This is a genomic window from Burkholderia sp. ABCPW 14 (assembly GCF_001523835.1).
Classification (GTDB): domain Bacteria; phylum Pseudomonadota; class Gammaproteobacteria; order Burkholderiales; family Burkholderiaceae; genus Burkholderia; species Burkholderia mayonis.
Genome location: NZ_LOVS01000136.1, coordinates 1 through 26,477, shown reverse-complemented (window position 1 = coordinate 26,477; position 26,477 = coordinate 1). Strand labels below are relative to the sequence as shown.

Here is a 26,477-nt window from a genome sequence, read left to right as displayed (position 1 = left end):
GGTCGGTGGGTCGGTGGGTCGGTCGGTGGGTCGGTGGGTCGGTGGGTCGGTGGGTCGGCGGACCGCCGATTCGTCGAGCCGCGGCGGTTCGGCGAGTCGGTGAATTGACGGTTTGCTGTTTGACGGTTCGCCGTTTGCCGTTTGCCGTTTGCCGTTTGCCGTTTGCCGTTTGCCGTTTGCCGTTTGCCGTTTGCCGTTTGCCGTTTGCCGTTTGCCGTTTGCCGTTCGCCGTTCGCCGTTCGCCGTTCGCCGTTCGCCGTTCGCCGTTCGCCGTTCGCCGTTCGCCGTTTGGCGTTCGGCATTCGGCATTCGGCGGCAACGATTGTCGCCGCGCCGATCTCGTGCCGCCCGTAGCGGCCAGTGACGTCCGCATGCGCACATCAACAAAACCTGTCGCCGATGCCACTCGGCGACGCCGCGCGGCTCATGCTCGAGGCGAGTGCATCGGGCACGCATCGAACCGGCGCACGCTGCTCGGCCATGCATGCCGCGCGTACGCCTCGCGTTGCGCAAACGCCGCCGCGCAACCCCTCTTACCGCTTGATCGACACCGTGACCTTCGAGCCGTCGCGCATCGTGATCGACTTCGAGCCGGCCGTCGAAATCGACAACCACTTGACCTGACTCACCGATACCACATTCGGGCATTGCAGCGTCTTGCCACCCGCCGTCACCTTCTTCGTGCCGTTCGGCGCGCTCGCCTGGAAGCTCAGTTGCACGTTCGCCATCCCCTTGCTGTCGACGGACGGCGCGAGCCGCACCTGTGTCTGCCGGACCATCGCGCCGTTCGCGTCGCGCGGCAGGCTGTCGGCGTTCGGGCACGCGTCGGGCATCGGCACGGCGCCCGACGGCGGCACCGACTTCCAGTTGAAGTCGTCAGTCTCGCCGGAGCGGATCTTGCGCGTCTCCTGCATCGAGCCGAACTGCTTCGAGTCGACCTTGACCGTGTACTGAAGCTGGCCGTCGTTGCCGCCGAGCACGCTCGCCTTGATGGGCGGCGCCGCATGTGCGGCAAAAGCCGAAAGCAGCGTCGCGACGGCGCACGACGCGGCGAGCGGCGACAGAATGCGTTGACTCATGCTGACCTCTCCTTTTATGGCGACGAACTGCGCGAATTGCCGGGTTATCGATGCATGACGCAATGCCAGTCTAACGCGAAGCGGCACGCGTGGCGCTTGCTGCGCATCGGGTGTTACCCGTGCTTGCACGATATGCATCAAGCGTGCGTGGCGCACGCTCGCGCGTCTGCGATCGGCATATCGGCGCGCCAGTCGCATGCGCGCCGATACGTCGCGGCCTGTCGCGTGCCGCGGCGTTCGTTTCGCTCGCATCTCGTGCGCGATGAGTCACGCGCATGTCGCGGCCGCGCGCCCGCCGCCGGCAAGTGCATTCGAGTGGCGTCGCGAGCGTGCCGAGATCGCGCGCGACGCCTCGATCTTTCGCGTGCTTGCGCGTGAGGTCGCTTGCGCCGTCGCGCCGCGTCGACGGCGAACTCCGAGCATCGAACGCTGTCTGCCCGAGAACCGAGAACCGAGAACCGAGAACCGAGAACCGAGAACCGAGAACCGAGAACCGAGAACCGAGAACCGAGAACCGAGAACCGAGAACCGAGAACCGCCCCGCCGACCGCAGGGCGACGCCCGCCGCCGAGCCATTCGCCGCCGACCGCCCCGCAGTGACCGAGGCATCACCCTACCGCCCGTCGGCCAGCGCCCCCGCCGCGACCGGCTACAATAACGGGTTCGCCGAATTCGCCTCGTCGGCGCCCGTCATCCGCTCCACCGTGACCCATCCATGACCACGAATCTCGTCATCCAAAGCACCGCGCCGCTCTCCGACGCGCATCACCGGCCGCTCGCCGCGCTCGCGCGCGGCAAGCGCGTCGTTCCGATCGATGCGCAGGCGATCCGCATCGAAGGCGCGGACCCCGCGCAGCGCGCCGACGTCGACGCGTACTGCGGCGCGCATGCGCTCGACTACGCGTTCGTCGACGCAACCCGGAAGCTCGCCGACTTCGGCCTCGTCGCGATGGACATGGATTCGACGCTGATCACGATCGAGTGCATCGACGAAATCGCCGACTTCTGCGGCCTGAAAGCCGAAGTCTCGGCGATCACCGAGGCGGCGATGCGCGGTGAGATCAAGGATTTCAACGAGAGCCTGACGCGCCGCGTCGCGCTGCTGGCCGGCCTCGACGCGAGCGCGCTCGAGCGCGTCTACGACGAGCGGCTGCAACTGTCGCCTGGCGCCGAGTCGATGCTCGCCGGCGTGAAGGCGGCGGGCCTGAAGACGCTTCTCGTATCGGGCGGCTTCACGTTCTTCACCGAGCGGCTGAAGGCGCGGCTCGGCCTCGACTACGCGTACTCGAACACGCTCGAGATCGTCGACGGCAAGCTGACGGGCAAGGTCGTCGGCGAGATCGTCAACGCCGACGTGAAGGCGCGCGCGGTGCGCGAGACCTGCGCCGCGCTCGACATCGAGCCGGCGCGCGCGATCGTCCTCGGCGATGGGTCGAACGACCTGAAGATGATGGCCACGGGCGGCTTCTCGATCGCGTTTCGCGCGAAGCCGGTCGTGCGCGGCGCGGCAAGCGCCGCATTTGATCACGTCGGCCTCGACGGCTTGCTGCGGCTGTTCTGAAGCTGCGGCTGTTCCAGACCGGCATGCTGCGCGGGCACCGTCGCTGCGCAGCGCCCATCGAACGAAAACGGCGCGCGGGCGAAGGCCCGCAGCGCCGTTTTTGCTTGTCGCCATGCCGAAGCGCAGCCGCACGCCAGCCGCCGCGGCAAGCGCCGTGCGACTTCGCACGCGGCGCTGCGCCAACCGCCTGCGCCGATATCCCGTGTTACGCGAGCGCCGCGGCAAACGCGCGCTCGATGTCCGTGCGCAGATCGGCTTCGTCTTCGAGGCCGACGTAGAAGCGCACCAGCGTGCCGCGATGCGGCCAGGCGGTCGTGCGCATCGATTGCACGTCGTACGGCATCGCGAGACTGCACGCGCCGCCCCAGCTCCAGCCGATCGCGAACAGATCGAGCGCCTCGACGAAGCGATCGACCTGCCCGGCGCTGAAGCGTTCGTCGAACACGACCGAGAACAGGCCGCCCGCGCCTGTGAAGTCGCGCATGAACGCGTCGTGGCCCGGACAATCCGGCAGTTGCGGATGCAGGACCGTCGCGATCTCCGGACGCGTCCTCAGCCAGCGCGCGAGAGACAGCGCGCTCTTGCTGTGCGCGTCGAAACGCGCCTGCATGCTCGGCAGGCCGCGCAGCACGAGCGAGCAGTCGTCGGCCGACACGCCGATCCCGAGCCGCATCCGCGCGAGCTTCAGCTTCGCGTGCAGCTCGTCGTCGTCGGTGATCGTCGCGCCCATCAGCACGTCGCTGCCGCCCGACTGATACTTCGTCAGCGCCTGCACCGAAATGTCGACGCCGTGCGCGAACGGCTTGAACGCAAGGCCCGCCGAATACGTGTTGTCGATCGCTGTGACGATGCCGCGCGCATGCGCGACCGCGGTGATCGCCCGCACGTCGGGCACTTCCATCGTCACCGAGCCGGGCGCTTCGAGCCAGATGAGACGCGTATTCGGCTGGATCTGGTCCGCGATTCCCGCGCCGATCATCGGATCGTAGAAGCGCACGGCGATTCCGAAATCCTTCGCGAGCCATTTGCCGAAGTCGCCATTCGGACCGTACGCGTTATCGGGAATCAGCACGTCGTCGCCTGCCTTGACGAGGCCGAAGTACACGTTCGTGATCGCCGAGAGCCCCGACGGCTGCAGCAGCGCGTGCGTGCCGCCCTCGATATCCGCGAGCCGCTGCGCGAGCGCGAGCGACGTCGGCGTCGCGTGCAGGCCGTAGCGCCACTGGCCGTCCTTGCGCCAATCGAGATTGCGCATCGTCGCGAGATCGGGAAACACGACCGTCGACGCTCGCGCGACCGGCACGACGAACGATTCGAAACCGGCGGGAATGCGGTCGTCCGGCTGGACGACGCGGGTTTGCAGCGCGCGCTTGGGAATGGATGCGGTCATGACTGGGAAGGCTCGATACAGAACGAGCCCGAAATGATTGGAATCCGGCTAGCTTAGCCGGATTCCATGCGTTTGGCCCGGTACAATCGGCGCGGCCGCGACCGTGTCGGCGAACACGTCGCCCGCCGAAGCCTGACGGCCGAGACCGGAACCGACGGGCAGCCGAATTCGACCGCCGCGCCGGCCGGCCGCGCTACTCGGCGGTCTTCAGGTTGCTCACGCCGCCGACGGACTGCCCCTGGACGCCCGCTTGCGCCGCCGCACCGGCCGACGCCGGCTGCACGGCCTCCGCATGTTGCGACGCTAACGCGCCGCCCACCGGATGCAGCACGACGGGCAGCGGATCCGATTGGTCCGCGTTCATCCGGTCGGCCGACAAACCGCCCGACGCGTCGAAGCGGCCGATCCACACGCCCGTGATGTTCGTGCCGTCGTCCGATTCCTCGATCTCGAGCGTATCGCCGTCGCGGTCGCCCGCGAGCAGGACGACGGCGCCCGTATCGAGATACTGGCATTCGCCGTGCACGCCCGGCTCGTCCGTCTTCGGCCCGAGGCGCACGACAACCGGCCGGCCGCCGAGCGTCCCCTCATAGCGCGGCAGCCGCGCATACGCCGGATTCGGCTTGAGCGGCGCGGCGGGCGGCGGCGCGTCTGCCGGCATCGCCGCGGCGGGCGCCGCGTCCGATGCGCCGGCGGAAACGGCCGCAGGCTGAGGTTGAGACTGCGCGAGCGCGAGCCCCGCCGCCGTCGCGAGCGCGGCGGCGAGCGCCGCGCCGCGGATTCCGGTGATCAGCTTCAACAGCGCGGCCCTCTCGTCACAGACGCTCGAACACCGCGGCGATGCCCTGCCCGCCGCCGATGCACATCGTCACGAGCGCGTAGCGCCCGCCGATACGCTGCAGTTCGTACAGCGCCTTCACGGTGATGAGCGCGCCCGTCGCACCGATCGGATGGCCGAGCGAGATGCCCGAGCCGTTCGGGTTGAGCTTCGCCGGGTCGAAACCAAGCTCGTTCGCCACCGCGCACGCCTGCGCGGCGAACGCTTCGTTCGCCTCGATCACGTCGAGATCGGCGACCGTGATTCCCGCACGCTCGAGCGCCTTGCGCGTCGCGGGCACGGGGCCGATGCCCATGTACGCCGGATCGACGCCTGCATGCGCATACGAAACGAGGCGCGCGAGCGGCTTCGCGCCGCGCTTCTCGGCCGCGCCGCGCTCCATCAGCACGACCGCGGCGGCGGCATCGTTGATGCCCGATGCGTTACCCGCCGTCACCGTGCCGTTCTCCTTGACGAACACCGGCTTGAGTTTCGAGAAGTCGTCGAGCGATGCGTCGTGGCGCACGTGCTCGTCGGCGTCGAACACGACCGTGCCCTTCCTCGACGCGATCTCGATCGGCAGGATCTGCTCCTTGAAGTAGCCGGACTTCGTCGCGTGCGACGCGCGCCGATGCGATTCGAGCGCGAGCGCATCCTGCGCTTCACGCGTGATCCCGTACTTCCCGGCGACGTTCTCGGCCGTCACGCCCATGTGGATCGACTGGAACGGGTCGTTGAGCGCGCCGATCATCATGTCGACGAGGCGTGCGTCGCCCATCCGCTGACCGAAACGCGCGGCGGGCACCGTATAAGGCGCGCGGCTCATGTTTTCCGCGCCGCCCGCGACCGCGATGTCCGCATCGCCGAGCAGCACGCTCTGCGCGGCCGACACGATCGCCTGCAGACCCGAGCCGCACAGACGGTTCAGCGTCAGCGCGGGCGCGTGCTGCGCGACGCCGCCGTCGATCGCCGCGACACGCGCGAGGTACATGTCCTTCGGCTCCGTGTGCACGACGTTGCCGAACACGACGTGGCCGACTTCGTCGCCCGACACCTGCGCGCGCGCGAGCACTTCGCGCACGACCCGCGCGCCGAGCTCGGTCGGCGCGAAGTCCTTCAGGCTGCCGCCGAAATCGCCGATCGCGGTGCGCACACCGCTTACCACCACTACTTCGCGTTGCATCGTTGCCTCCCTTTCTTCTCTTGATGAAAACCGATGGAGCACGCGGCCGCCGCCGCGCGCGTCACGCATTCGAGTCACGCATTCAATAGCCGCTCGACCGCGTCGCGCGACGGAATCGGCGCAACCGCGCCGAATCCCTGCGTCGACAATGCGGCCGCCGCGTTCGCGTAGCGCGCGGCCGCAAACGGATCGTCGCCCGCGACGAGCCGCGCGACGAACGCGCCGCCGAAACAGTCGCCCGCCCCCGTCGCGTCGACCGCGTCGACGACGAAGCCGGGCACGACGCGCCGCTCGTCGGGCGTCGCGACATACGCGCCTTCGCGCCCGAGCTTCAGCGCGACGACACTCGGCCCGTAGCCGAGCAGCGTGTCGACGATCGCGTCGCGCTCGTCGAGCCCGGTGAGCGCCGTTACGTCGTCCCAGCTCGGCAGGCAGACGTCCGTATGGCGCAGCGCCTCGCACATCGCCGCGCGCGCGCGCGGCAGCGGCCAGAGCTTGAGACGCAGGTTCGTGTCGAAGCTCACGCGCGCGCCGTTCGCCCGTGCGTGCGCGATCGCGGCGAACGCCGCGTCGCACGCGCTCGTGCTGATCGCGAGACTCACGCCCGACAGATGGACGAAACGCGCGGCCGCGAGCGCATCGAGCGGCAGATCGCGGACCGCATAGCGGCTCGCGGCCGAGCCCGCACGCAGATAATCGAACGCGTGGCCGTGCGCGCCGTGCGACACGAAATAGACGCCCGTCGGCGCGCGCTCGTCGATCCGCACGTACGACGTGTCGACGTGCTCGCGCTGCCAAAGATCGAGCAGCAGGCGGCCGAAGTGATCGTCGCCGACCGCCGACACGAAGCCCGCGCGCGCGCCTTGCCGCGCGGCCGCGACGCAGAAGTTCGACGTATCGCCGCCGAAGCCCTGCAAATAGCTCGGCTCGCCCGGCCGCGCCTGGTTGAATTCGACCATCGCCTCGCCGAGCGCGAGCACGTCGGGGAACGTCGCGGACATCGTCAGACCTCGCCCCACAGATCGTGGCCGTCCGCGCCCGTGATCTTCACGGACACGAAATCGCCGACCTTGTAACGCTTCGACGCCTTGATCGCCGGCTCGACATAGACGACGCCGTCGATCTCCGGCGCATCGGCCGCGGTGCGGCCGATCCCGCCTTCCTCGTTGACTTCGTCGATCAGCACCTTGAGCGTCTTGCCGACCTTGCGCTCGATGCGCGCGGCCGACACCTGCTCGGCGACTTCCATGAAGCGCGCGCGGCGCTCCTCGCGCACGTCGTCGGGCAGCGCGCCGTCGAGCTCGTTCGCGCTCGCGCCTTCGACCGGAGAATACGCGAAGCAGCCGACGCGATCGAGCTCGGCCTCGCGAATGAAGTCGAGGAGCGTCTCGAATTGCGCTTCGGTCTCGCCCGGAAAGCCCGCGATGAACGTGCTGCGGATCGTCAGGTCCGGGCAGATCTCGCGCCACTTCTGCACGCGCTCGAGCACCTTCTCCGCGTTCGCGGGGCGCTTCATGCGCTTCAGCACGTCCGGGTGCGCGTGCTGGAACGGCACGTCGAGATACGGCAGCACATGGCCCTTCAGCGGACCTTCGGCCATCATCGGGATGATCTCGTCGACGTGCGGATACGGATAGACATAATGCAGACGCACCCACGCGCCGTACTGCGCGGCGAGCTCGCCGAGCGCGCCGACGAGCTCGGTCATCCGGGTCTTGAGCGGACGGCCGTTCCAGAAGCCCGTTCGGTACTTGACGTCGACGCCGTACGCGCTCGTGTCCTGCGAGATCACGAGCAGTTCCTTCACGCCGGACTTCAACAGATTCTCGGCTTCGAGCATCACCTCGGCGACGGGCCGCGACACGAGGTCGCCGCGCATCGACGGAATGATGCAGAACGAGCAGCGGTGATTGCAGCCTTCGGAGATCTTCAGGTACGCATAGTGGCGCGGCGTGAGCTTGATGCCCGCGGCCGGCACGAGATCGACGAACGGATCGTGCGGCTTCGGCAGATGGCTGTGCACGGCCTGCATCACTTCGCCGAGCGCGTGCGGGCCCGTGACGGCGAGCACCTTCGGATGCACTTCCTCGATGAGGCCGGAGCCGCTCGCGCTTTTTTTCGCGCCGAGGCAGCCGGTGACGATCACCTTGCCGTTTTCGGTGAGCGCCTCGCCGATCGCGTCGAGGCTTTCCTGCACGGCTTCGTCGATGAAGCCGCAGGTGTTGACGACGACGAGATCCGCGCCGTCGTACGTACCGGAGATCTCGTAGCCTTCCGCGCGCAACTGGGTGATGATCTGCTCGGAGTCGACGAGGGCCTTCGGGCACCCGAGACTGACGAACCCGACCTTGGGCGTGGCGCTCGCCTTACCCGTTGATTCCAAATGATTCTTCACTAATGCATCCGTGTCTTGTGGGAGCCGCGAAGCGCGCGGCTGCGAAGCTCGCATTTTACCCCGTCGGGCGGCGCCTCCGGTCGTCGGCCCCTGCGAATCCGGTGGAGCGGTCCTACCAGCGGCGGAAAGCCGACGCGTGGCCGGATCGAGGCGCGGCGGCCCGCGCACGGACCAGCCCGGAAGCGACGATCGCCGCCGTCGGAGACATCAAAAATGGGGCGGGCCACGCTCGGCACGAGCGTCGCCACGCATCCATTACACCCGACAGGAGTACGGCATGTTCATCCGGGAAGAACCGCCTCGCGATTTCGACGCAATTCGCGCGATCGTCGGGGACGCTTTTCGCGGTCGCAATCCGCGGAACGAGGCAGGCCACGTCCCGCGCGAGCATCTGATGATCGACGCATTGCGCAAGGGCGATGCACTCACGCTCGGTCTCGTCGCCGTGGACGACGACACAATCGTCGGTCACGTCGTAATCTCTCTCGCGCTGATCGGCGGGAAGCGGCTCGACTGGCATGGTCTCGCACCGCTCGCCGTGCGGCCGGATCGACAAAACGCGGGGGTCGGCGGCGCGCTGGTGCGCGAAGGGCTCGATCGGCTGCGCCTGCTGGGCGCACAGGGCTGCGTCGTGCTCGGGTATCCAGGCTATTACGGTCGCTTCGGATTCGCCGCGCGCGCTGCGCTGAGCCTGGACAGCGTGCCGCCCGAGTATTTCAGCGCGCGGTCGTTCACGACCGATTTGCCCGGAGCGCCGTCACGTTCCACACGGCGCTATCCGATGAATCCCGATAGGCCCGCACGTTCGTCATATGGCGATTGCCGCACGACACCCATCCGGAACGGCGCAACGACGATATGGAGATGAGGGTCCGCTCGCCGCGACACGGACGAGCAAGCCGTGCGCCGTCCGCAATCCTGCTCGCGCACCCGCACACGCGATTGCCCGCGAATCCGATCGAATCGAACGGCCACTGGCGCCATCCTCGGCTTGCGGCACACGGCGGCTGCCGCTTCGCGGCCGCACGCATCCAAGCAGATCATGGCCGGCGCCGGGCACGACACCCCGTCCGGCCGCCGCACTGCGGACACCAGACCGCCACGCGACGCGGCCGCACCGATCGGCGCCGCGCCGTCTCCGCTTACTTCTTCTCGGGCTCGCTGCCCGGTGGCGTCGGCTTGAACGGGAACGAGCTGAACATCGTCTTCGCCTGGTTCTGCATCTGCTCCTGCATCTGCACGAACATGTTCTTCGACTGTTCGATATAGCTCGTCATCATCCCTTGCATCATCGGCGCCTGCATGTTCATGAACTGCGACCAGACTTCCGGGTTCATCGCATTGTTTTCATACAGGTTCTTCGATTGGTCGGCGAGCTTGCTCTGGATATCGATGAACGCCTGGATGTTCTTCTCCAGATACGCGCCCATCATCCCCTGCATCGCATGCCCGTAGAAACGGATGATCTGCGACAGCATCGACGATGAGAACATCGGCACGCCGCCGCTTTCCTCTTCGAGAATGATCTGCAGCAGGATGCTGCGGGTCAGGTCTTCGTTGCTCTTCGCATCGATGACCTTGAAATCCTCCTGGTCGAGCACGAGCTGCTTCACGTCGGTCAACGTAATGTAAGTGCTCGTCTCCGTATCGTACAAACGGCGGTTCGGATACTTCTTGATCAGCCGTTCGCCAGTTTTCTTTGTAGTAGTCATGTAACGCCTTTGAGCGCCTGATGAGCGCAGTGACGGCGCCCGGTGCCGCACGCAGTGCACGACCGCGCGCGGCACCGGGCGTTCCCGGAACATCCGACCCAAACGGCCAGACGGCATGCGCCGCCCGGCCATGTGGCTCAGCCCATATGCAAGCCGCCGTTCAGCGAGAAATCGGCGCCCGTCGAGAAGCCGGACTCTTCCGACGCGAGCCAGGCGACGATCGAGCCGATCTCGTCGGGCGAGCCGAGACGGCGCACCGGAATCGTCGCGACGATCTTCTCGAGCACGTCCGGACGAATCGACTTCACCATGTCCGTGCCGATGTAGCCCGGCGACACCGTGTTGACCGTCACGCCCTTCGTCGCGACTTCCTGCGCGAGCGACATCGTGAAGCCGTGAATGCCCGCCTTCGCGGTCGAGTAGTTCGTCTGGCCGAACTGCCCCTTCTGGCCGTTCACCGACGAGATATTGATGATGCGCCCCCAGCCGCGCTCGACCATGCCGTCGATCACCTGCTTCGTGACGTTGAAGAGACTCGTCAGGTTCGTGTCGATCACGGCCGTCCAGTCTTCGCGCGTCATCTTGCGGAACACGACATCGCGCGTGATGCCCGCGTTGTTGACGAGCACGTCGACCTCGCCGATCTCGGCCTTCACCTTGTCGAACGCCAGCTTCGTCGAATCCCAGTCGCCGACGTTGCCTTCGGACGCATGGAACGCGTAGCCGAGCGCCTTCTGCTCCTCGAGCCATTTCACGCGGCGCGGCGAATTCGGGCCGCAGCCCGCGACCACCTTGAAGCCGTCCTTGTGCAGACGCTGGCAGATGCTCGTGCCGATGCCGCCCATCCCGCCCGTTACGTAAGCAATTCGCTGAGACATAACCATCACTCCATTATCGTTTTGAGAAGCGCCGAGCGGCAACCTCTCCGTCGCCTGCCTGCCGATCCGCCTGTTCGCCGGGTCGCGCCCATCGGCACGGCCCGGCCGGTTGCCGCCTGATTCGCGTTACGGACGCTCGACCGCGAGCGCGACACCCATCCCGCCGCCGATGCAAAGCGACGCGAGGCCGCGTCTCGCATCGCGCTTCTGCATTTCGTGCAGCAGCGTGACGAGGATCCGGCAGCCCGACGCGCCGATCGGATGGCCGATCGCGATCGCGCCGCCGTTCACGTTGACCTTCGACGTATCCCAGCCCATCTGCTTGTGGACCGCGAGCGCCTGCGCGGCGAACGCCTCGTTGATCTCCATCAGGTCGAGATCGCCGACCGACCAGCCCGCGCGCTCGAGACAGCGGCGCGATGCCGGCACGGGACCCATGCCCATCACGCTCGGATCGACGCCCGCGTTCGCGTACGCCTTGATCCGCGCGAGCGGCTCGAGGCCGAGCGCCTCGGCCTTCTTCGCCGACATCACGAGCACCGCGGCCGCGCCGTCGTTGATGCCGGACGCGTTCGCGGCCGTCACCGTGCCGTCCTTCGCGAACGCGGGCTTCAGGCTCGCGAGCGACTCGGCCGTCACGCCGTGGCGGACGAACTCGTCGGTCGCGAAGCGAAGCGGCTCGCCCTTGCGCTGCGGGATCCCGATCGGCACGATCTCGTCGTCGAAGCGGCCCGCCTTCTGCGCGGCTTCCGCCTTGTTCTGCGACAGCGCGGCGAACTGGTCCTGCTCTTCGCGCGTGATGCCGTATTCCTTCGCGACGTTCTCCGCGGTGACGCCCATGTGGTACTTGTTATAGACGTCCCACAGGCCGTCGACGATCATGCTGTCGACGAGCTTCGCGTCGCCCATCCGGAAGCCGTCGCGCGAGCCCGGCAGCACGTGCGGCGCGGCGCTCATGTTCTCCTGGCCGCCCGCGACGACGATTTCCGCATCGCCCGCGACGATCGCGTTCGCGGCAAGCATCACGGCCTTCAGGCCCGAGCCGCACACCTTGTTGATCGTCATGCCGGGCACCGCGCTCGGCAGCCCCGCCGCGATCAGCGCCTGGCGCGCCGGGTTCTGGCCCGAGCCCGCCGCCAGCACCTGGCCCAGGATCACTTCGCTGATCTGCTCCGGCTTCACGCCCGCTCGCTCGAGCACCGCGCGGATCACGGTCGCGCCGAGCTCCGGCGCGGCGATCTTCGCAAGCGAGCCGCCGAACTTGCCGACCGCGGTGCGCGCGGCCGATACGATCACTACGTCAGTCATTTCACTTTCCTCCGAGCGAACGCGGCACGGCGCGCCGCGAACCGCCCTGTTAAAAATCGGTAGCGCAGGAAAGCGTGCTCCGCCTTCCGCCGTTCGTCAATCGCGTCGCATCACATACCGGCCGGGCGCGGGCTCGATCGCAGGGAAGCGCGCGGAGCCGAGTTGCGCGCGCGGCTTCACCTTGCGGCCGCCGTACTGGTCAAGCCACTCGATCCACTCCGGCCACCAACTGCCCGGATGCTCGGTCGCCGCGTCGAGCCAGTCGTTCGCCGATTCCGGCAGCTCCTTCGCACCCGCGTCGTAGGTCCAGTAGCTGCGCTTTTTCTTCGCGGGCGGGTTGATGACGCCCGCGATGTGGCCCGACGCACCGAGCACGAACTTGAGCGGGCCCGTCAGCAGCGACGTCGATTCGTATGCGGTCTGCCACGGCACGATGTGATCCTCGCGCGAGCCGTAGATGAAGGTCGGCAAGTCGATCCGCGACAGATCGACGGGCTCGCCGCACACGGTGAGCCCGTCTGGCTCGCGCAGCTTGTTCTCGAGATAGGTGTTTCGCAGATACCACGCGTACATCGGGCCGGGCAGGCTCGTCGAATCGCTGTTCCAGTACAGCAGGTCGAACGGCGCCGGCGTGCGGCCCTTCAGGTAGTTGTCGACGACGTAGTTCCAGACGAGATCGTTCGGACGCAGAAACGAGAACGTATTCGCGAACTCGACGCCGCGCATCAGGCCCGGCGTCGCGCCATTCTTGCCGCCGATCGTCTGTTCGCGCATTTGCACGTGCGCTTCGTCGATGAACACGTCGAGGATGCCCGTATCGGAGAAGTCGAGCATCGCGGTGAGAAGCGTCATCGATGCGGCCGGATGTTCGCCGCGCGCGGCGAGCACCGCGAGCGCCGTCGCGAGCATCGTGCCGCCGACGCAGAAGCCGAGCGTGTTGATCTGCTCGCGCCCGCTCACCTGCTGGACGACGTCGATCGCAGCGAGGAGCCCCTCGCCCATGTAGTCGTCCCAGGTTTTGTGCGCGACCGACGCGTCGGCGTTGCGCCACGACACCAGATAGACCTGATGGCCGCACGACAGCGCATGCGCGACGAGCGAATTCTCCGGCTGCAGATCAAGGATGTAGAACTTGTTGATGCAAGGCGGCACGATGAGGAGCGGCCGCTCGAAGACGGTCGCCGTCGTCGGCTTGTACTGGATCAGCTGGATCAGGTCGTTCTCGTAGACGACCGCGCCTTCCGTCACCGCGAGATTCTTGCCGACGACGAACTGCGACTCGTCCGTCTGCGAGATCTTGCCGCGCTGCATGTCGGCGAGCAGGTTCATCATTCCAAGCCGCAGGCTCTCGCCCTGCGTCTCGACGAGATTTTTCTGCGCCTCGGGATTGAGCGCGAGGAAGTTGCTCGGCGACGCCGCGGCCGTCCACTGCTGGACCGTGAAGCGGATCCGCTCGCGGGTCTTCGGATCGGTCTCGAGCGCGTCGGCGAGTTCCTGCAGATAGCGCGCGTTCAGCAGATACCACGCGGCCGCGAACGCATGCGCGGGCGACGCCTTCCACGCGTCCGAGCTGAAGCGCCGGTCCTTCAGATCAGGGACGGTCGGCGTCGCGGCCGTCGCCTGCTGGATCAGTGCGAGACAATCGCGCGAATAGTCGGCCTGCAGCTTCTGCAACTGCGTGGGCGGCACCGACGCGACGGGCGCGAGCCCCGGGAACGACGCGGCCGCGCCGGGCCAGTCCGGCATCGGCGGCATCTTCGGCATCGCGAACGGGAACGGCTGAGGCGGCTGGAACGCCGCGAACGGCGGCTGCGCGGGCGCACCGCCTGCTGCTGCCCGGGCCGGGTCCGCGAAGCCGCGCCACGCGTTGAGCCAGGCCTCGAACATCTGTTGCATGGGCTGGGTCGCCGATCCGGCTGTCTCGCGACCCTGGGGAGTATCCGTATGAGAGGACGTCGACGAATTTTTCGATGCTGTCATACCTGCCTTAACGGTGGTTCCTCGGTGTTTCCTCGGTATTGCCTGCGGGGACCCTGGAAATCCTGCTCGAGCCGCATGATGTCGACCACCCACTGCGCGCCCCGTCCAGCCGGGCGTCGTGTTCCGGAGCGTTTCTTCAGATTTTGCCGCAGTGCAGTAGTTTTATCATTATCGTTTTCCCCATGTGATCCGTCACCTCCGACAACACATGCTTCGCATCCGGAATAACTGTTGCGAAACGCGCTGCGCGAGGCTTGGCGGGAACACTGCCATTGGGGCCGGCGAGAGTCTAGACGATCTTGATGACAGCAATCGCACCGCGCAGCGCAGCAAATCGCGCCAGGCGGCGCGGCGAAAATATCGCTTCGACTCCGCCGTGATTTGCAATAAAAGGCCGCTCGCGGCGGGCGCCGTCATTCGGCGAGCCAGATCATCGCGGCCATTCGGCCCGTCACGCGATCGCGCCGATACGAATAGAAACGCTCGCGCTCGGTCACCGTGCATGCGGCGCCGCCGCTCACGCGCGTGACGCCGGCGCGCGCGAGGCGCAGCCGCGCAAGCGCATGGAGATCCGCCAGATACTTGCCGGGGGCGTCCGCCCGCGGCGCGAACGCGCGCTCGGTCGCCGCATAATCGGCGAGCAGCGCGGCATCGAGAAAGGCCGAACGCACTTCGGCGCCGACTTCGAACGCAGTCGGACCGATCGCCGGGCCGAGATATGCATGGAGACCGTCGACGCCGCCGCCCGCCAGTGCCGCGACGCGCTCGGCCGTCTTCTCGACGATCCCCGCGACGAGGCCGCGCCAGCCCGCGTGCGCAGCGCCGACCGCACGGCCCGCGCTGTCGCACAGCAGCACCGGCAGACAGTCGGCGACCATCACGACGCAAACCGCGCCCGGCGTCGCGGCCACGCTCGCGTCCGCGCGCACGACGCCGCCCGCCTCGCCCTCGCCCGCGGCGAGCACGCCCTCCGCGCGCACGACGTCCGTGCCGTGAACCTGGTCGAGCCAGGCCGCGCGCGGCTGGCCTGTCAACGCGAGCAGCCGCGCGCGGTTCGTCTCGACGTGCGCCAGGTCGTCACCCGTATGCCGGCCGAGGTTCATCCCGCCCGCGACCTCGCCCGCGTCGCCCCAACCGCCATAAGGGGGCTCGCTCACGCCGCCGTTGCGCGTCGAGACGAGCGCGCGCACGCGCGGCGGCGCGTGCCAGTCGGGTTGCACGCAATCGGCCAGCGTCAGGGGTCGCAACGTCGTCATCGGCAGTCAATCCTCATCGTCGTCGGCATACGGGATGCCTTCATCGTAACCGTCGTCATAGACCGCGTCGTCGTCGCCGAATTCCGCATCGTCCGAGCCGAAGCCGAGCGCGTCGACGAGTGCCGCGAGATCGTCCTGCAGCGGCGCGCGCCATTGCATCGTCCGGCCGGTCGCGGGATGGACGAGGCCGAGCCGCCACGCGTGCAGCGCCTGCCGCGCGAAGCCCCCCGGCAGCGGCGCGACCGAGCGCTTGCCGCGCGCGCGGCCGTACACCGGATCGCCGAGGAGCGGATGCCCGACGTGCGCGCAGTGTACGCGGATCTGATGCGTGCGCCCGGTCTCGAGGTCGCAATGGATCGCCGATACCGGCTGGCGTTCCCACATCGTCGTATCGACCGTGCGGAAGTGCGTGCGCGCCGGCTTGCCCGCCGCGCCGGTGACGACCGCCATCCTCGTGCGTTCGCGCGGGTCGCGGCCGATCGGCGCATCGATCGTGCCCTCGGCGGGCATCTGCCCCCATGCGAGCGCGAAATAGCGGCGCTTCACCGTGCGCGCCTGCAATTGGCGAATCAGATCGGTCTGCGCGGCGAGCGTGCGCGCGACGACCATCAGGCCCGACGTCTCCTTGTCGAGCCGATGCACGATGCCCGCGCGCGGCAAGCCGGCCGCGTCGGCGTAGCGGTGCAGCAAACCGTTCAGCAGCGTGCCGCTCCAATTGCCCGCGGCCGGGTGGACGACGAGGCCGGCCGGCTTGTCGATGACGACGAGCGTGTCGTCCTCGTAGACGACCGAAAGCGGCACCGGCTCCGGCGCGAACGCGAGTTGCTCGGGCAGCAGGTCCGGCAACAGCTCGATCGTCGCGCCGAGCGGCACGGGCTGCCGGATCTTCGCGAACGCGCCATCGACGCGCACGCGCTCCGACTCGATCCATTGCTGCAGACGGCTGCGCGAGAACTCGGGGAAAAGCTGCGCGAGCGCCTTGTCGAGGCGCTCGCCCGCAAGCGCGGGCGGCACTTCGATCACGCGCGGCGCATCGGCGCCGGGATCGGCGCTCACGGGGGCGACGAGCGCATCGCTCGTCAGATCGTCGTCGAGCGAATCGCCGGGAGAAGCGTCGGCGGGGCCGGCGCTTGGGCTATAATCGTCGCGATTTGACGTGCCCGTACGGGCATTCAATGTACTTGAACGGGTCATTTAGACTGGGTCACTTGAGACTTGAAGCTAGGACAATGCGAGCCCTATTCACCATGATGCATTCGACCAAACGCGTCGCGAAACCTGCGGCAGCCTGGGCCGCGCTGGCTGCGGCAGCGGCGCTCGTCGCGGGCTGCCACGGCTTGCCGCAGAAGACCGATGAGACGGCGGCCTGGTCGAACAACAAATTATACTCAGAGGCTCAGGATGCATTGACGGGCGGCGACTGGGGCAAGTGCGGGAAATACTTCGAAGCGCTGCAGGGCCGCGATCCGTTCGGCCATTTCGCGCAGCAGGCGCAGATCAACGTCGCCTACTGCAACTGGAAGGACAACGAAGCGGCCGCGGCCGACCAGGCGATCGACCGCTTCATCCAGCTCCACCCGGATCACCCGGATATCGCATACGCGTACTACCTGAAGGGGATGATCCACTTCAACGACGACCTCGGTCTCTTCGGCCGCTTCTCAGGCCAGGACATGAGCGAGCGCGATCCGCAGGCGCTGCGCGAATCGTATGACGCATTCAAGGTCGTCGTCGACCGCTATCCGAAGAGCAAGTATGCGCCGGACGCGGCCGCGCGGATGCGCTACGTCGTCAACGCGCTCGCATCGCACGAAGTGCATTCGGCCGACTACTACTATCGGCGCGGCGCATACGTCGCGGCGATCAACCGCGCGCAGCTCGCGATCAAGGAATACAAGAACGCGCCCGCGATCGAGGACGCACTGCACATCATGATGTTGTCGTACGCGAAGCTTGATCAGCCCCAGTTGGCCGACGACACGAAACGCGTGCTCGCGTCGACGTTCCCGGACAGCCCGTACGTCACGGGCCGTGCACGGCCGGGCGCGAAGAAGTCGTGGTGGCAATTCTGAGCGTCGCGCGGTCGACGCGGTAAAGAAAAACCCGGCCTGTCGAGCCGGGTTTTTCTTTTTGCGCGCCTTCGATCTGTGTCGCGATGACTGCGTCGACCGCGTCGCATGCCACGCGCCGCCGCTGCCGCCGTCGACGACTTGCCTGGACGCCCTTGCCTATGCCTGCTCGGCCTCGCGCCGCTCGGCGAAGAAGTCGCGCACGACGTCGATCTCGCGCGTGCGCTTGAAGGGCGGCAGGCTCTGCCAGATGCGCCGGCCGTACGGCTTGTCGACGAGGCGCGTGTCGCAGATCATCAGCACGCCGCGATCCGTCTCCGCGCGAATCAGCCGGCCCGCGCCCTGCTTCAGCGTGATGACGGCCTGCGGCAGCTGATGAACGGCGAACGGGCTCAATCCCTTTTTCGTCAGCGCATCGAGCCGTGCGGCGAGCACCGGATCGTCGGGCGGCGCGAACGGCAGCTTGTCGATCACGACGAGCGACAGCGCGTCGCCTCGCACGTCGACGCCCTCCCAGAAGCTCTGGCTGCCGACGAGAATCGCGTTGCCGTACGCACGGAACCGATCGAGCAGTTCGGTGCGGCTCGCATCGCCCTGCACGAGGAGCGGCGTGTCCCAGCCGCGCGCTTCGATCGTGTCGCGCAGCTTCGCCGCGATCCGGTCGACCGCGCGCAGCGTCGTGCACAGCACGAACACACCGCCGCCCGACGCCTCGATCGCCGGCAGCGCGGCGTCGAACACCGCGTCGGTGAACACGGGCGACGACGGCTGCGGCAAGTTCCGCGGCACGTACAGGAGTCCTTGGGTTTGATAGTCGAACGGGCTCGGCAGCGTCATCGAACGGCGCGCATCGAGGCCCATCTGCGCCGCGTAGTGCGTGAAGTCGCCGCGCACCGACAGCGTCGCCGACGTGAAGATCCACGCGCGCGGCACGCCCGCACGCTGCTTCGCGAAGATCGGCGCGACGGACAGCGGCGTCTCGTGCAGCTGAACCGTATGCGCGAATACTTCGACCCAGCGCACCTTTTCGTTCGGATCGCCGCGCTCACCCGCTTCCGCGGCTGCCTGCGCATCGGCTGCGTCCGCTTTCGCGCCGGGCGCGACCCAGCCCGCGAGCAGATCCTGCAGCTCGCGCGCGCGGCGCTGGCATGCCGCGATCGATTCGGCGCGCTCCGCCTGCCCGGCGAGCGCGGTCGACAGCGCATCGAGCGCCGCTTCGACCGCATCGAGTGCGCCGAAGAGCGGATGGCCGTCGCCCAGTTGCGCGAGCGACATGCGCACGATGCCATCGTCGGCGAACGCGAGCCGCACATCGCGCGCGGCCCGCTCCAGCGCACCGCCGAGCTTCACCCATTCGACCGCGTCGCGCGCATGCGCGAGGCCCTCGACGACCGAATCGCGCGCGAGTTCGAGCATCTGCGTCGTCGACAGCGTCTCGCCGAAAAAGAGCGTCGCGGTCTCGGGCAACTGATGCGCTTCGTCGAAGACGATCGTGTTCGCACTCGGCAGCAGCTCGGCCATCCCGGTATCGCGCAACATGATGTCCGCGAAGAACAGGTGGTGATTGACGACGACGATGTCCGCCTGCTGCGCCTCGCGGCGCGCCTGCATCACGAAGCAGTCCTTGTAATGCGGGCATTCCTGGCCGAGGCAGTTGTCGCGGGTCGACGTGACCATCGACCACACGGGCGACGTCTCCGGCACGCTCGCGAGTTCAGCCTTGTCGCCGCTCTTCGTGAGCTTCGCGAAGCGGATGATGTCCTGCAGGTACGCGGTGTCCTGCCGCGACGGCAGGCGACCGTTGTCGGCCGTGCGCTGCAGGTAGTAATGGCACAGGTAGTTCGCGCGGCCCTTGAGCATCGCGACTGTCACGGGCACCGCGAGCGCGTCGCGCACCGTCGGGATGTCGCGCTGGAACAGTTGGTCCTGCAGGTGCTTCGTGCCCGTCGACACGATCACCTTGCCGCCCCAGAGCATCGCCGGGACGAGATACGCGTAGGTCTTGCCGGTGCCGGTGCCGGCCTCGACGATCAGCGTGTTGTCGCCGTTGTCCGCCCCTTCGTCGTCGGACGACGCGGCGGGCGCGCCGTCGCGGCCGGTGGACGCGCCGTCCTGCAGGCGCCGCGCGGGACGCTTGCGCGTCTCGAAGATCTCGGGTTCGGGCATCAGCTTGCCCGACGCCTCCATTGCGGCGGCAACGGCGCGCGCCATGTCGATTTGCGACGCACGCGGACGATAGCCGTCGAGCGCGCGCGCGAGCAGGCCGCCGTCGCTGAAAATGGCGTCGAGCTCGTTGATGCGTTTCACGCTCGGCGTGTACGCTCCGGCCGCCGCCCCGGCGCCGGACGTGCGTGAGCGCGCGGCGGACGACTCGTCGCGCCGCGCGTCGGGATTGGCATCAAGCGGTGAATTCAAGGCAAGCGGTTCCTAGTATCCGGCGCTTGCCGCGGCGCCGGCGCTTGCCAGGCCGCGCCTAAGCGCGCTTATCCGGTTCGAGCTGCGATTGCAGCATGATGATTTTGTCTTTGGCCAGCAGCTTTTCCTTCTTCAGCCGGTGCAGCGCCAGGTCGTCGATATCGGAACGGCCCTCCTTTAGCTCGATCTCGCGGGCAAGCTGCCTGTGCAGCTCCTGCAACGACGCCAGTCGGTTGTACAGTTCCTGTTGCGTTTCCGCCAAACGGGTTTGCATACTCGCCTCCTCACTGAACCAGCATGCCGGCCGAGCCGCCCGCATGCCCGAGATTGCCTTGCGAAACCACTACCCAACGTACCGCGTTACTGCCCTGCTGTTGGCCGTTACTGCTGCTGTTGCTGCTTCTGTTGCGCCTTCTCGGCGGCCTGCCGCTGGCGCTCCTCGACGTCGGCCTTGTGCTGCACCGCGTCACGCTGCTTCTGCTCGTAGCGCGCGGCGTTCTCCGCGCGCTGCTGCGCGTCCTTTGCCGCTTGCGCGTGCGCTGCGTCGAGCTTGTGCTGGAACTCGGCCTGCTTCGCGTCGTAGGCCTTCTGGTCCGCTGCGCGCTGCGGCGCCTGAGCGTCGCGTTCCGCGCGCTTCAGCGCGTTTTGCTGCTGCTTGCTTTCGTACACGGCCGCGCTCGCCTTTTCGTCGGCCGCGCGCTGCGGCGCTTGCGCCTGCCGCCCGGCGTCCTTCAGCGCCAGTTGCCGCTCGCGCTCCTGCGCTCGCACCGCACGCTGCTCATCGTCGAGCGCGAGCTGTTCCTGGCTGATGCTCGCGCGCTCGGCGCGCATCGTCTCGCGCGCCTTGTCCAGGCAGCGATTGACAAAAAACGTGCTGTAGCAGTCGTGCTGGGCCACCGCATAACGATAATCGTTTTCCGCCGTGCGTTGTTTGAGCACTTTTTGACGCGCATCGAAATTCGCTTGCGCGGCGAACGCGCCCGCATCGGACGCATCGGCGGCAGGCGCGGCGGCGGCGGCAGACGTCTGCGCGACGCCGGCGACGGGCGCACAGGACAGCGTCGCCGCAAGCGCTGCGGCGAACGCGACAACGAAAAATCGGGAGGTAGGCAACGTCGTAGGAAAGCTGCGGATCATGGATGAAATTCTAACACCCGCGGCTAGCCCTTTTGCATTTATGGCAAAATGCCCCGCTCCATTCACCCGCCCATCCCGGCCCGAGGGCGCAGCCGGCCGGACCGGGCGATTTCAGCAGGCAGCAGACGCACATCACGACATGATGGAAACCGTAGCACTCAAGATCGTACAGCGCATCGCCGACGAACTGGCGGTCCAGCCCAGGCAGGTCGCCGCAGCGGTGCAACTCCTCGACGAAGGCTCCACCGTTCCGTTCATCGCCCGCTACCGGAAGGAGGTCACGGGCAACCTGGACGACACGCAACTGCGCCAGCTCGAAGAGCGCCTCCTGTATCTGCGCGAACTCGAGGAGCGACGCGCGACGATCGTCGCGAGCATCGACGAGCAAGGCAAGCTGACCGACGAGCTGCGCGCGGCGATCGAAGCGGCCGACAGCAAGCAGACGCTCGAGGATCTGTACCTGCCCTACAAGCCGAAGCGCCGCACGCGCGCGCAGATCGCGCGCGAAGCGGGGCTCGAGCCGCTCGCGCAGGCGCTCCTCGCGAATCCGCGCCTCGATCCGCAAACGGAAGCCGCCGCGTACGTGGACGCCGACAAGGGCGTCCCCGAAGTGAAGGCGGCGCTCGACGGCGCGCGCGACATCCTGTCCGAGCAATTCGGCGAGACGGCCGAGCTGCTCGGCAAGCTGCGCGACTATTTGTACGAGCGCGGCGTCGTGTCGTCGGCGGTCGTCGAGGGCAAGGAAGGCGAGGAAGGCGAGAAATTCCGCGACTACTACGACTACTCGGAAACGATCAAGACGGTGCCGTCGCACCGCGCGCTCGCGCTGTTCCGCGGCCGCAACGCCGGCGTGCTCACGGTCAAGCTCGGCCTCGGCGAAGAACTCGATGCGCAAGTGCCGCATCCGGGCGAGGCGATGATCGCGCGCCATTTCGGGATCGCGAACCAGAACCGGCCGGCCGACAAGTGGCTGTCCGACGTGTGCCGCTGGTGCTGGCGCGTGAAGGTGCAGCCGCACATCGAGACCGAACTGCTCACGCAGTTGCGCGAGACGGCCGAGCACGAGGCGATCCGCGTGTTCGCACGCAATCTGAAGGACCTGCTGCTCGCCGCGCCCGCGGGCCCGAAGGCCGTGATCGGTCTCGACCCCGGCCTGCGCACGGGCGTGAAGGTCGCGGTCGTCGACCGCACCGGCAAGCTGCTCGCGACCGACACGATCTACCCGCACGAGCCGCGCCGCGACTGGGACGGCTCGCTCGCGAAACTCGCGCGCATCGCCGCGCAGACGCAGGCCGAGCTCGTCAGCATCGGCAACGGCACCGCATCGCGCGAGACCGACAAGCTCGCGAGCGAGCTGATCGCGAAGCATCCGGCGCTCGGGCTGCAGAAGATCGTCGTGTCCGAAGCGGGCGCGTCCGTCTACTCGGCGTCGGAACTCGCGGCGAAGGAATTCCCGGAACTCGACGTGTCGCTGCGCGGCGCGGTGTCGATCGCACGCCGGCTGCAGGACCCGCTCGCCGAGCTCGTGAAGATCGAACCGAAAGCGATCGGCGTCGGCCAGTATCAGCATGACGTGAACCAGCGCGAGCTCGCGCGCTCGCTCGACGCGGTCGTCGAGGATTGCGTGAATGCGGTCGGCGTCGACGCGAACACCGCGTCCGCCGCCCTTCTTGCGCGCGTGTCGGGCCTCAATACGACGCTCGCGCGCAACATCGTCGACTACCGCGACGCGAACGGCCCGTTTCCGTCGCGCGAGCACCTGCGCAAGGTGCCGCGCCTCGGCGACAAGACCTTCGAGCAGGCCGCGGGCTTTCTGCGCATCAACGGCGGCGAAAACCCGCTCGATCGCTCGTCGGTGCACCCGGAAGCGTATCCCGTCGTCGAGCGGATGCTCGCGAAGATCCAGAAGCGCATCGACGACGTGCTCGGCAACCGCGACGCGCTCGCGGGCCTGTCGCCCACCGAATTCGTCGACGAACGCTTCGGGCTGCCGACGGTGCGCGACATTCTCTCCGAGCTCGAGAAGCCGGGCCGCGATCCGCGCCCCGAATTCAAGACCGCGACCTTCCGCGAAGGCGTCGAGAAAGTGTCGGACCTCGCGCCAGGCATGGTGCTCGAAGGCGTCGTGACGAACGTCGCCGCGTTCGGCGCGTTCGTCGACATCGGCGTGCACCAGGACGGGCTCGTCCACGTGTCCGCGATGTCGACGAAATTCGTCAAGGATCCTCACGAAGTCGTGAAGGCGGGCCAGGTCGTCAAGGTGAAGGTGCTCGACGTCGACGTGAAGCGCCAGCGGATCTCGCTGACGATGCGCCTGGACGACGATGCGGCGCCGAGTGCAGCGGGCGGCCGCGGCAGCGCGGAACGCAGCGGAATGCGCGGCGGCAATCGTCCGCAGCGCTCGCGCGAGCCGGAGCCGGCGGGCGCGATGGCCGCCGCGTTCGCAAAGCTCAAGCAGCAGCGCTGAGCACGCGTCGCCCGCAACGAAAAAGCCCGCATCGATGCGGGCTTTTTTGTGGTTGCGGCACCGGTCAATGCCGGCAGGCAGCTCGACGCCGCTCACGCGTCGAGCCTCGCCGCTCGACGACGAACGGCGCGGCACGCGTTGCTCAGATCTCGATCTTCGTGCCGAGCTCGACGACGCGGTTGGCAGGAATCGAGAAGAAGTCGGTCGGCTTCGCGGCGTTCTGGTGCATCCACGCGAACACGCGCTCGCGCCAGATCGACATGCCGGGCAGATGAGTCGGCACGACCGTCTCGCGCGCGAGGAAGAACGACGTATCCATCAGCTCGAACGTGATGCCGCGCTGCCGCGCGACTTCCTCGAGCACTGCCTTCACGTCCGGCGTCTCGTTGAAGCCGTACTCCGCCTTGACGATGTAGAGCCCCTCGCCCGCGTCTTGGATCGTGACTCGTTCGTCATCCTTCACGTACGGAATGTCGCGCGTGACGAACGTGAGGAACAGCGTGCGCTCGTGCAGTACCTTGTTGTGCTTCAGATTGTGCAGCAGGCTCACCGGCACCAGCTTGTCGTTGCCGGTCAGATAGATCGCGGTGCCCGACACGCGATGCGGCGGATGCGCGAGCAGCCCCTGCAGGAACGGCGCAAGGGGAATGCCGTCGGCCGCGGTGCGTTCCTTGACGATGTGACGCCCCTTGTACCACGTCATCAGCAGGAAGAACAGCATCGCGCCGATGCCGAGCGGCAGCCAGCCGCCCTGTTCGACCTTCAACAGGTTTGCGCCGAAGAAGCCGAGATCGACGACGAGGAACACGCCGATGATGAGCGAGACGAGCAGCTTGTTCCAGTTCCAGACCTTCACCATCACGACGGCGGCGAGGATCGTCGTGATCACCATCGTCGCCGTCACCGCGATGCCGTACGCGGCCGCGAGGTTGTCGGAGCTCTTGAAGCCGATCACGATGCAGAGGATCACGAACAACAGCAGCCAGTTGACGACCGGCACGTAGATCTGTCCGATCGCGAGATCGGACGTGTGCAGGATCTTCATCCGCGGCACGTAGCCGAGCTGGATCGCCTGGCTCGTCAGCGAATACGCCCCCGAGATCACCGCCTGCGACGCAATCACGGTCGCGACCGTCGACAGCACGACGAGCGGCAGCGCCGCCCATTGCGGCGCGAGCAGGAAGAACGGATTCTCGATCGCCTTCGGATCGAGGAGCAGCAGCGCGCCCTGACCGAAGTAGTTGATCACGAGCGACGGCATCACGAGCACGTACGCGGCGAGCCGGATCGGCTTCGCGCCGAAGTGGCCCATGTCCGCGTAGAGCGCCTCCGCGCCCGTCAGCACGAGCACGACGGAGCCGAGCACTACGTATGCGAGCAGCACGTGCTCGGACATGAACGAGAACGCGTAGTACGGGTTGATCGCCGCGATGACCATCGGCGCGCGCGCGATGTGATAGACGCCGAGCACCGCGATCGTGACGAACCAGAGCACCATGATCGGGCCGAACAGCTTGCCGACCATCGCCGTGCCGTGCCGCTGGATCCAGAACAGCGCGATCAGGATCACGATCGTGATCGGCAGCACGAGATGCGTTAGCTGCGGCGCCGCGACCTCGAGACCCTCGACCGCGGACATCACCGAGATCGCCGGCGTGATCACCGCATCGCCGTAGAACATGCACGCGCCGAAGATGCCGAGCGCCATCATGAGCCCGGTGACGCGGGACTTCGGATTCAGCGGCCGCAGCGACAACGCCATCAGCGCGAGCACGCCGCCTTCGCCGTTGTTGTCCGCGCGCATCACGAACAGCACGTACTTGATGCCGACGACGAGAATGATCGCCCAGAACAGCAGCGAGATCACACCGAGAATCGAGCTTTGCGTGAGAGGAATGCCATGGGCCGGACTGAACGCTTCCTTGAGCGAGTACAGCGGGCTCGTGCCGATGTCGCCGAAAACCACGCCGATTGCGGCGATCGCGAGCGATTGCAGCGAATGCTGGCGCGTGGACGAGTGATTCGTGTCGGTCATAAAAGCGGTATAAATCCGTGCTGGGGTCGGAAAATCGAGCGCTATTCTAACTGGGCACGCAAAAATGCCGCCCACTGGTGTTGTCAGCACACCACTTGCGGCGGCGCGCCGAGTGTAGCACGAGGTCGTGACGCTCCCCCCCGCGACGGGGCGTCATGATAGCCGGGCGAAGGCGGCGCGCCTACCCTTGCCGCGCGATTCCTCGGGCGCTGTAAAGCGGACGTAAAAAAAAGGTTCATCGCAGTAAACCGTGGAGGGTTTGATGGCGATTGCGTAACCTGACGCCTGATTCTATAGAGGTCAGGAGGAAGAATTGCACGATCGCAAGGCACTTCAGGCACTGGGCGGCTGGACCGGCTATCGGTTGGAGCGGGTGGAATGGCCGGAAGGAGGCGGCGGTACGCTGTCGCTGTATCTGAAGCCGGTCAGCAAGGTCATGCACTGCGAACAGTGCGGAGCGCGCTGCCAGCAAATCCACGAGACGACGGTTCGGCGAGTGCGCGATCTGCCGCTGTTCGAGTACCGAGTCGTGCTGCATGTCCGCCGCCGTCGGGTCTGGTGCGAACACTGCGGCGGCCCGCGACTGGAGAAGCTGGCGTGGCTGGGCCGCTACCAGCGGGTGACGGAGCGGTTCGCCAAGGCCTGCGAGAAGCTGCTGCAAGCGGCCAGCGTGCAGGCAGTCGCAGCCTTCTACGATCTGGGATGGCACACGGTCAAATCGATCGACAAGATGCGCTTGCGAGCGCGTGTGGCCGAGCCGGACTGGTCGACGATCCGCTATCTGGCAATGGACGA

General features: G+C 67.2%; 22 protein-coding genes and 1 pseudogene. 6 read left to right on the top strand and 17 right to left on the bottom strand.

Annotated elements, in window-relative coordinates; all coding sequences use genetic code 11:
* Both WS62_RS38340 and WS62_RS21225 read right to left on the bottom strand, forming a co-directional pair.
* A pseudogene (locus tag WS62_RS38340) lies at nucleotides 1–302 on the bottom strand (hypothetical protein); the annotation flags it as partial.
* 231 nt (nucleotides 303–533) lie between these two features.
* The gene (locus WS62_RS21225; RefSeq protein WP_066574903.1) at nucleotides 534–1,079 is read right to left on the bottom strand and encodes a DUF6013 family protein; all 546 of its coding nucleotides are present in this window, start codon (nucleotides 1,077–1,079) and stop codon (nucleotides 534–536) included.
* A gap of 715 nt (nucleotides 1,080–1,794) precedes the next feature.
* Between WS62_RS21225 and serB the strand changes: the two genes are divergently transcribed.
* The gene (serB, locus tag WS62_RS21220; protein ID WP_066574901.1) at nucleotides 1,795–2,640 is read left to right on the top strand and encodes a phosphoserine phosphatase SerB; all 846 of its coding nucleotides are present in this window, start codon (nucleotides 1,795–1,797) and stop codon (nucleotides 2,638–2,640) included.
* A 205-nt stretch (nucleotides 2,641–2,845) separates the two neighbouring features.
* Here the strand turns inward: serB and WS62_RS21215 are convergent, their stop codons facing one another.
* From WS62_RS21215 to rimO, 5 genes are all read right to left on the bottom strand, one after another.
* The gene (locus tag WS62_RS21215; protein ID WP_066574899.1) at nucleotides 2,846–4,030 is read right to left on the bottom strand and encodes a cystathionine beta-lyase; all 1,185 of its coding nucleotides are present in this window, start codon (nucleotides 4,028–4,030) and stop codon (nucleotides 2,846–2,848) included.
* Nucleotides 4,031–4,223: 193 nt separating this feature from the next.
* The gene (locus WS62_RS21210; protein ID WP_066574897.1) at nucleotides 4,224–4,829 is read right to left on the bottom strand and encodes a hypothetical protein; all 606 of its coding nucleotides are present in this window, start codon (nucleotides 4,827–4,829) and stop codon (nucleotides 4,224–4,226) included.
* Nucleotides 4,830–4,845: 16 nt separating this feature from the next.
* A complete protein-coding gene (gene bktB, locus WS62_RS21205) occupies nucleotides 4,846–6,030 on the bottom strand; it encodes a beta-ketothiolase BktB (protein WP_066493788.1) in 1,185 nt (394 codons plus the stop codon).
* 74 nt (nucleotides 6,031–6,104) lie between these two features.
* Complete coding sequence (locus WS62_RS21200; protein WP_066574893.1) at nucleotides 6,105–7,031, bottom strand: sugar kinase; 927 nt, start codon at nucleotides 7,029–7,031, stop codon at nucleotides 6,105–6,107.
* Between the two features lie 2 nt (nucleotides 7,032–7,033).
* Nucleotides 7,034–8,425 carry a 30S ribosomal protein S12 methylthiotransferase RimO gene (rimO, locus tag WS62_RS21195; protein ID WP_066574888.1) on the bottom strand — a complete coding sequence of 464 codons (1,392 nt, stop codon included), beginning with the start codon at nucleotides 8,423–8,425 and terminating at the stop codon, nucleotides 7,034–7,036.
* Between the two features lie 136 nt (nucleotides 8,426–8,561).
* On the opposite strand from rimO, the gene WS62_RS21190 reads away from it, so the two are divergent.
* Nucleotides 8,562–9,293: a GNAT family N-acetyltransferase gene (locus tag WS62_RS21190; RefSeq protein WP_231748368.1), complete on the top strand. Its 732-nt coding sequence runs from the start codon at nucleotides 8,562–8,564 to the stop codon at nucleotides 9,291–9,293.
* Nucleotides 9,294–9,567: 274 nt separating this feature from the next.
* Here WS62_RS21190 and phaR read toward each other — a convergent pair whose 3' ends face one another.
* From phaR to WS62_RS21160, 6 genes are all read right to left on the bottom strand, one after another.
* Nucleotides 9,568–10,137 carry a polyhydroxyalkanoate synthesis repressor PhaR gene (phaR, locus tag WS62_RS21185; RefSeq protein WP_066574886.1) on the bottom strand — a complete coding sequence of 190 codons (570 nt, stop codon included), beginning with the start codon at nucleotides 10,135–10,137 and terminating at the stop codon, nucleotides 9,568–9,570.
* 137 nt (nucleotides 10,138–10,274) lie between these two features.
* Nucleotides 10,275–11,015 carry a 3-ketoacyl-ACP reductase gene (locus tag WS62_RS21180; protein ID WP_066493784.1) on the bottom strand — a complete coding sequence of 247 codons (741 nt, stop codon included), beginning with the start codon at nucleotides 11,013–11,015 and terminating at the stop codon, nucleotides 10,275–10,277.
* Nucleotides 11,016–11,141: 126 nt separating this feature from the next.
* Nucleotides 11,142–12,323, bottom strand: a complete 1,182-nt coding sequence (locus WS62_RS21175) for an acetyl-CoA C-acetyltransferase (RefSeq protein WP_066574883.1) — start codon at nucleotides 12,321–12,323, stop codon at nucleotides 11,142–11,144.
* A gap of 96 nt (nucleotides 12,324–12,419) precedes the next feature.
* Nucleotides 12,420–14,219, bottom strand: coding sequence for a class I poly(R)-hydroxyalkanoic acid synthase (gene phaC / locus WS62_RS21170; RefSeq protein WP_066574880.1), 1,800 nt, complete (start codon nucleotides 14,217–14,219; stop codon nucleotides 12,420–12,422).
* A gap of 497 nt (nucleotides 14,220–14,716) precedes the next feature.
* Entirely contained in the window at nucleotides 14,717–15,559 is an 843-nt protein-coding gene (pgeF, locus tag WS62_RS21165) for a peptidoglycan editing factor PgeF (protein ID WP_066574878.1), read from the bottom strand.
* 6 nt (nucleotides 15,560–15,565) lie between these two features.
* Entirely contained in the window at nucleotides 15,566–16,753 is a 1,188-nt protein-coding gene (locus tag WS62_RS21160) for an RluA family pseudouridine synthase (RefSeq protein ID WP_066574876.1), read from the bottom strand.
* 53 nt (nucleotides 16,754–16,806) lie between these two features.
* On the opposite strand from WS62_RS21160, the gene WS62_RS21155 reads away from it, so the two are divergent.
* Complete coding sequence (locus WS62_RS21155) at nucleotides 16,807–17,631, top strand: outer membrane protein assembly factor BamD (RefSeq protein WP_066493779.1); 825 nt, start codon at nucleotides 16,807–16,809, stop codon at nucleotides 17,629–17,631.
* Between the two features lie 156 nt (nucleotides 17,632–17,787).
* Here the strand turns inward: WS62_RS21155 and WS62_RS21150 are convergent, their stop codons facing one another.
* The 3 genes from WS62_RS21150 to WS62_RS21140 form a co-directional block, all read right to left on the bottom strand.
* A complete protein-coding gene (locus tag WS62_RS21150; protein ID WP_066574873.1) occupies nucleotides 17,788–20,043 on the bottom strand; it encodes an ATP-dependent DNA helicase in 2,256 nt (751 codons plus the stop codon).
* A 58-nt stretch (nucleotides 20,044–20,101) separates the two neighbouring features.
* Nucleotides 20,102–20,317, bottom strand: a complete 216-nt coding sequence (locus WS62_RS21145; RefSeq protein WP_010103275.1) for a YdcH family protein — start codon at nucleotides 20,315–20,317, stop codon at nucleotides 20,102–20,104.
* A gap of 107 nt (nucleotides 20,318–20,424) precedes the next feature.
* Nucleotides 20,425–21,180, bottom strand: a complete 756-nt coding sequence (locus tag WS62_RS21140; RefSeq protein WP_066574870.1) for a colicin transporter — start codon at nucleotides 21,178–21,180, stop codon at nucleotides 20,425–20,427.
* 139 nt (nucleotides 21,181–21,319) lie between these two features.
* Here WS62_RS21140 and WS62_RS21135 point away from each other — a divergent pair, with 139 nt between their 5' ends.
* Entirely contained in the window at nucleotides 21,320–23,647 is a 2,328-nt protein-coding gene (locus WS62_RS21135; protein WP_066574867.1) for a Tex family protein, read from the top strand.
* Nucleotides 23,648–23,789: 142 nt separating this feature from the next.
* Here WS62_RS21135 and WS62_RS21130 read toward each other — a convergent pair whose 3' ends face one another.
* Nucleotides 23,790–25,682 carry a potassium transporter Kup gene (locus tag WS62_RS21130; RefSeq protein WP_066493775.1) on the bottom strand — a complete coding sequence of 631 codons (1,893 nt, stop codon included), beginning with the start codon at nucleotides 25,680–25,682 and terminating at the stop codon, nucleotides 23,790–23,792.
* Here WS62_RS21130 and WS62_RS34435 point away from each other — a divergent pair.
* Both WS62_RS34435 and WS62_RS21125 read left to right on the top strand, forming a co-directional pair.
* Nucleotides 25,647–25,841: a hypothetical protein gene (locus tag WS62_RS34435; RefSeq protein WP_082721166.1), complete on the top strand. Its 195-nt coding sequence runs from the start codon at nucleotides 25,647–25,649 to the stop codon at nucleotides 25,839–25,841. The two genes, WS62_RS21130 and WS62_RS34435, sit on opposite strands and share 36 nt — an antisense overlap.
* A gap of 154 nt (nucleotides 25,842–25,995) precedes the next feature.
* Nucleotides 25,996–26,477, top strand: a 482-nt coding sequence (locus WS62_RS21125; RefSeq protein WP_197422864.1) for a helix-turn-helix domain-containing protein, incomplete at its 3' end; no start/stop codon positions are given.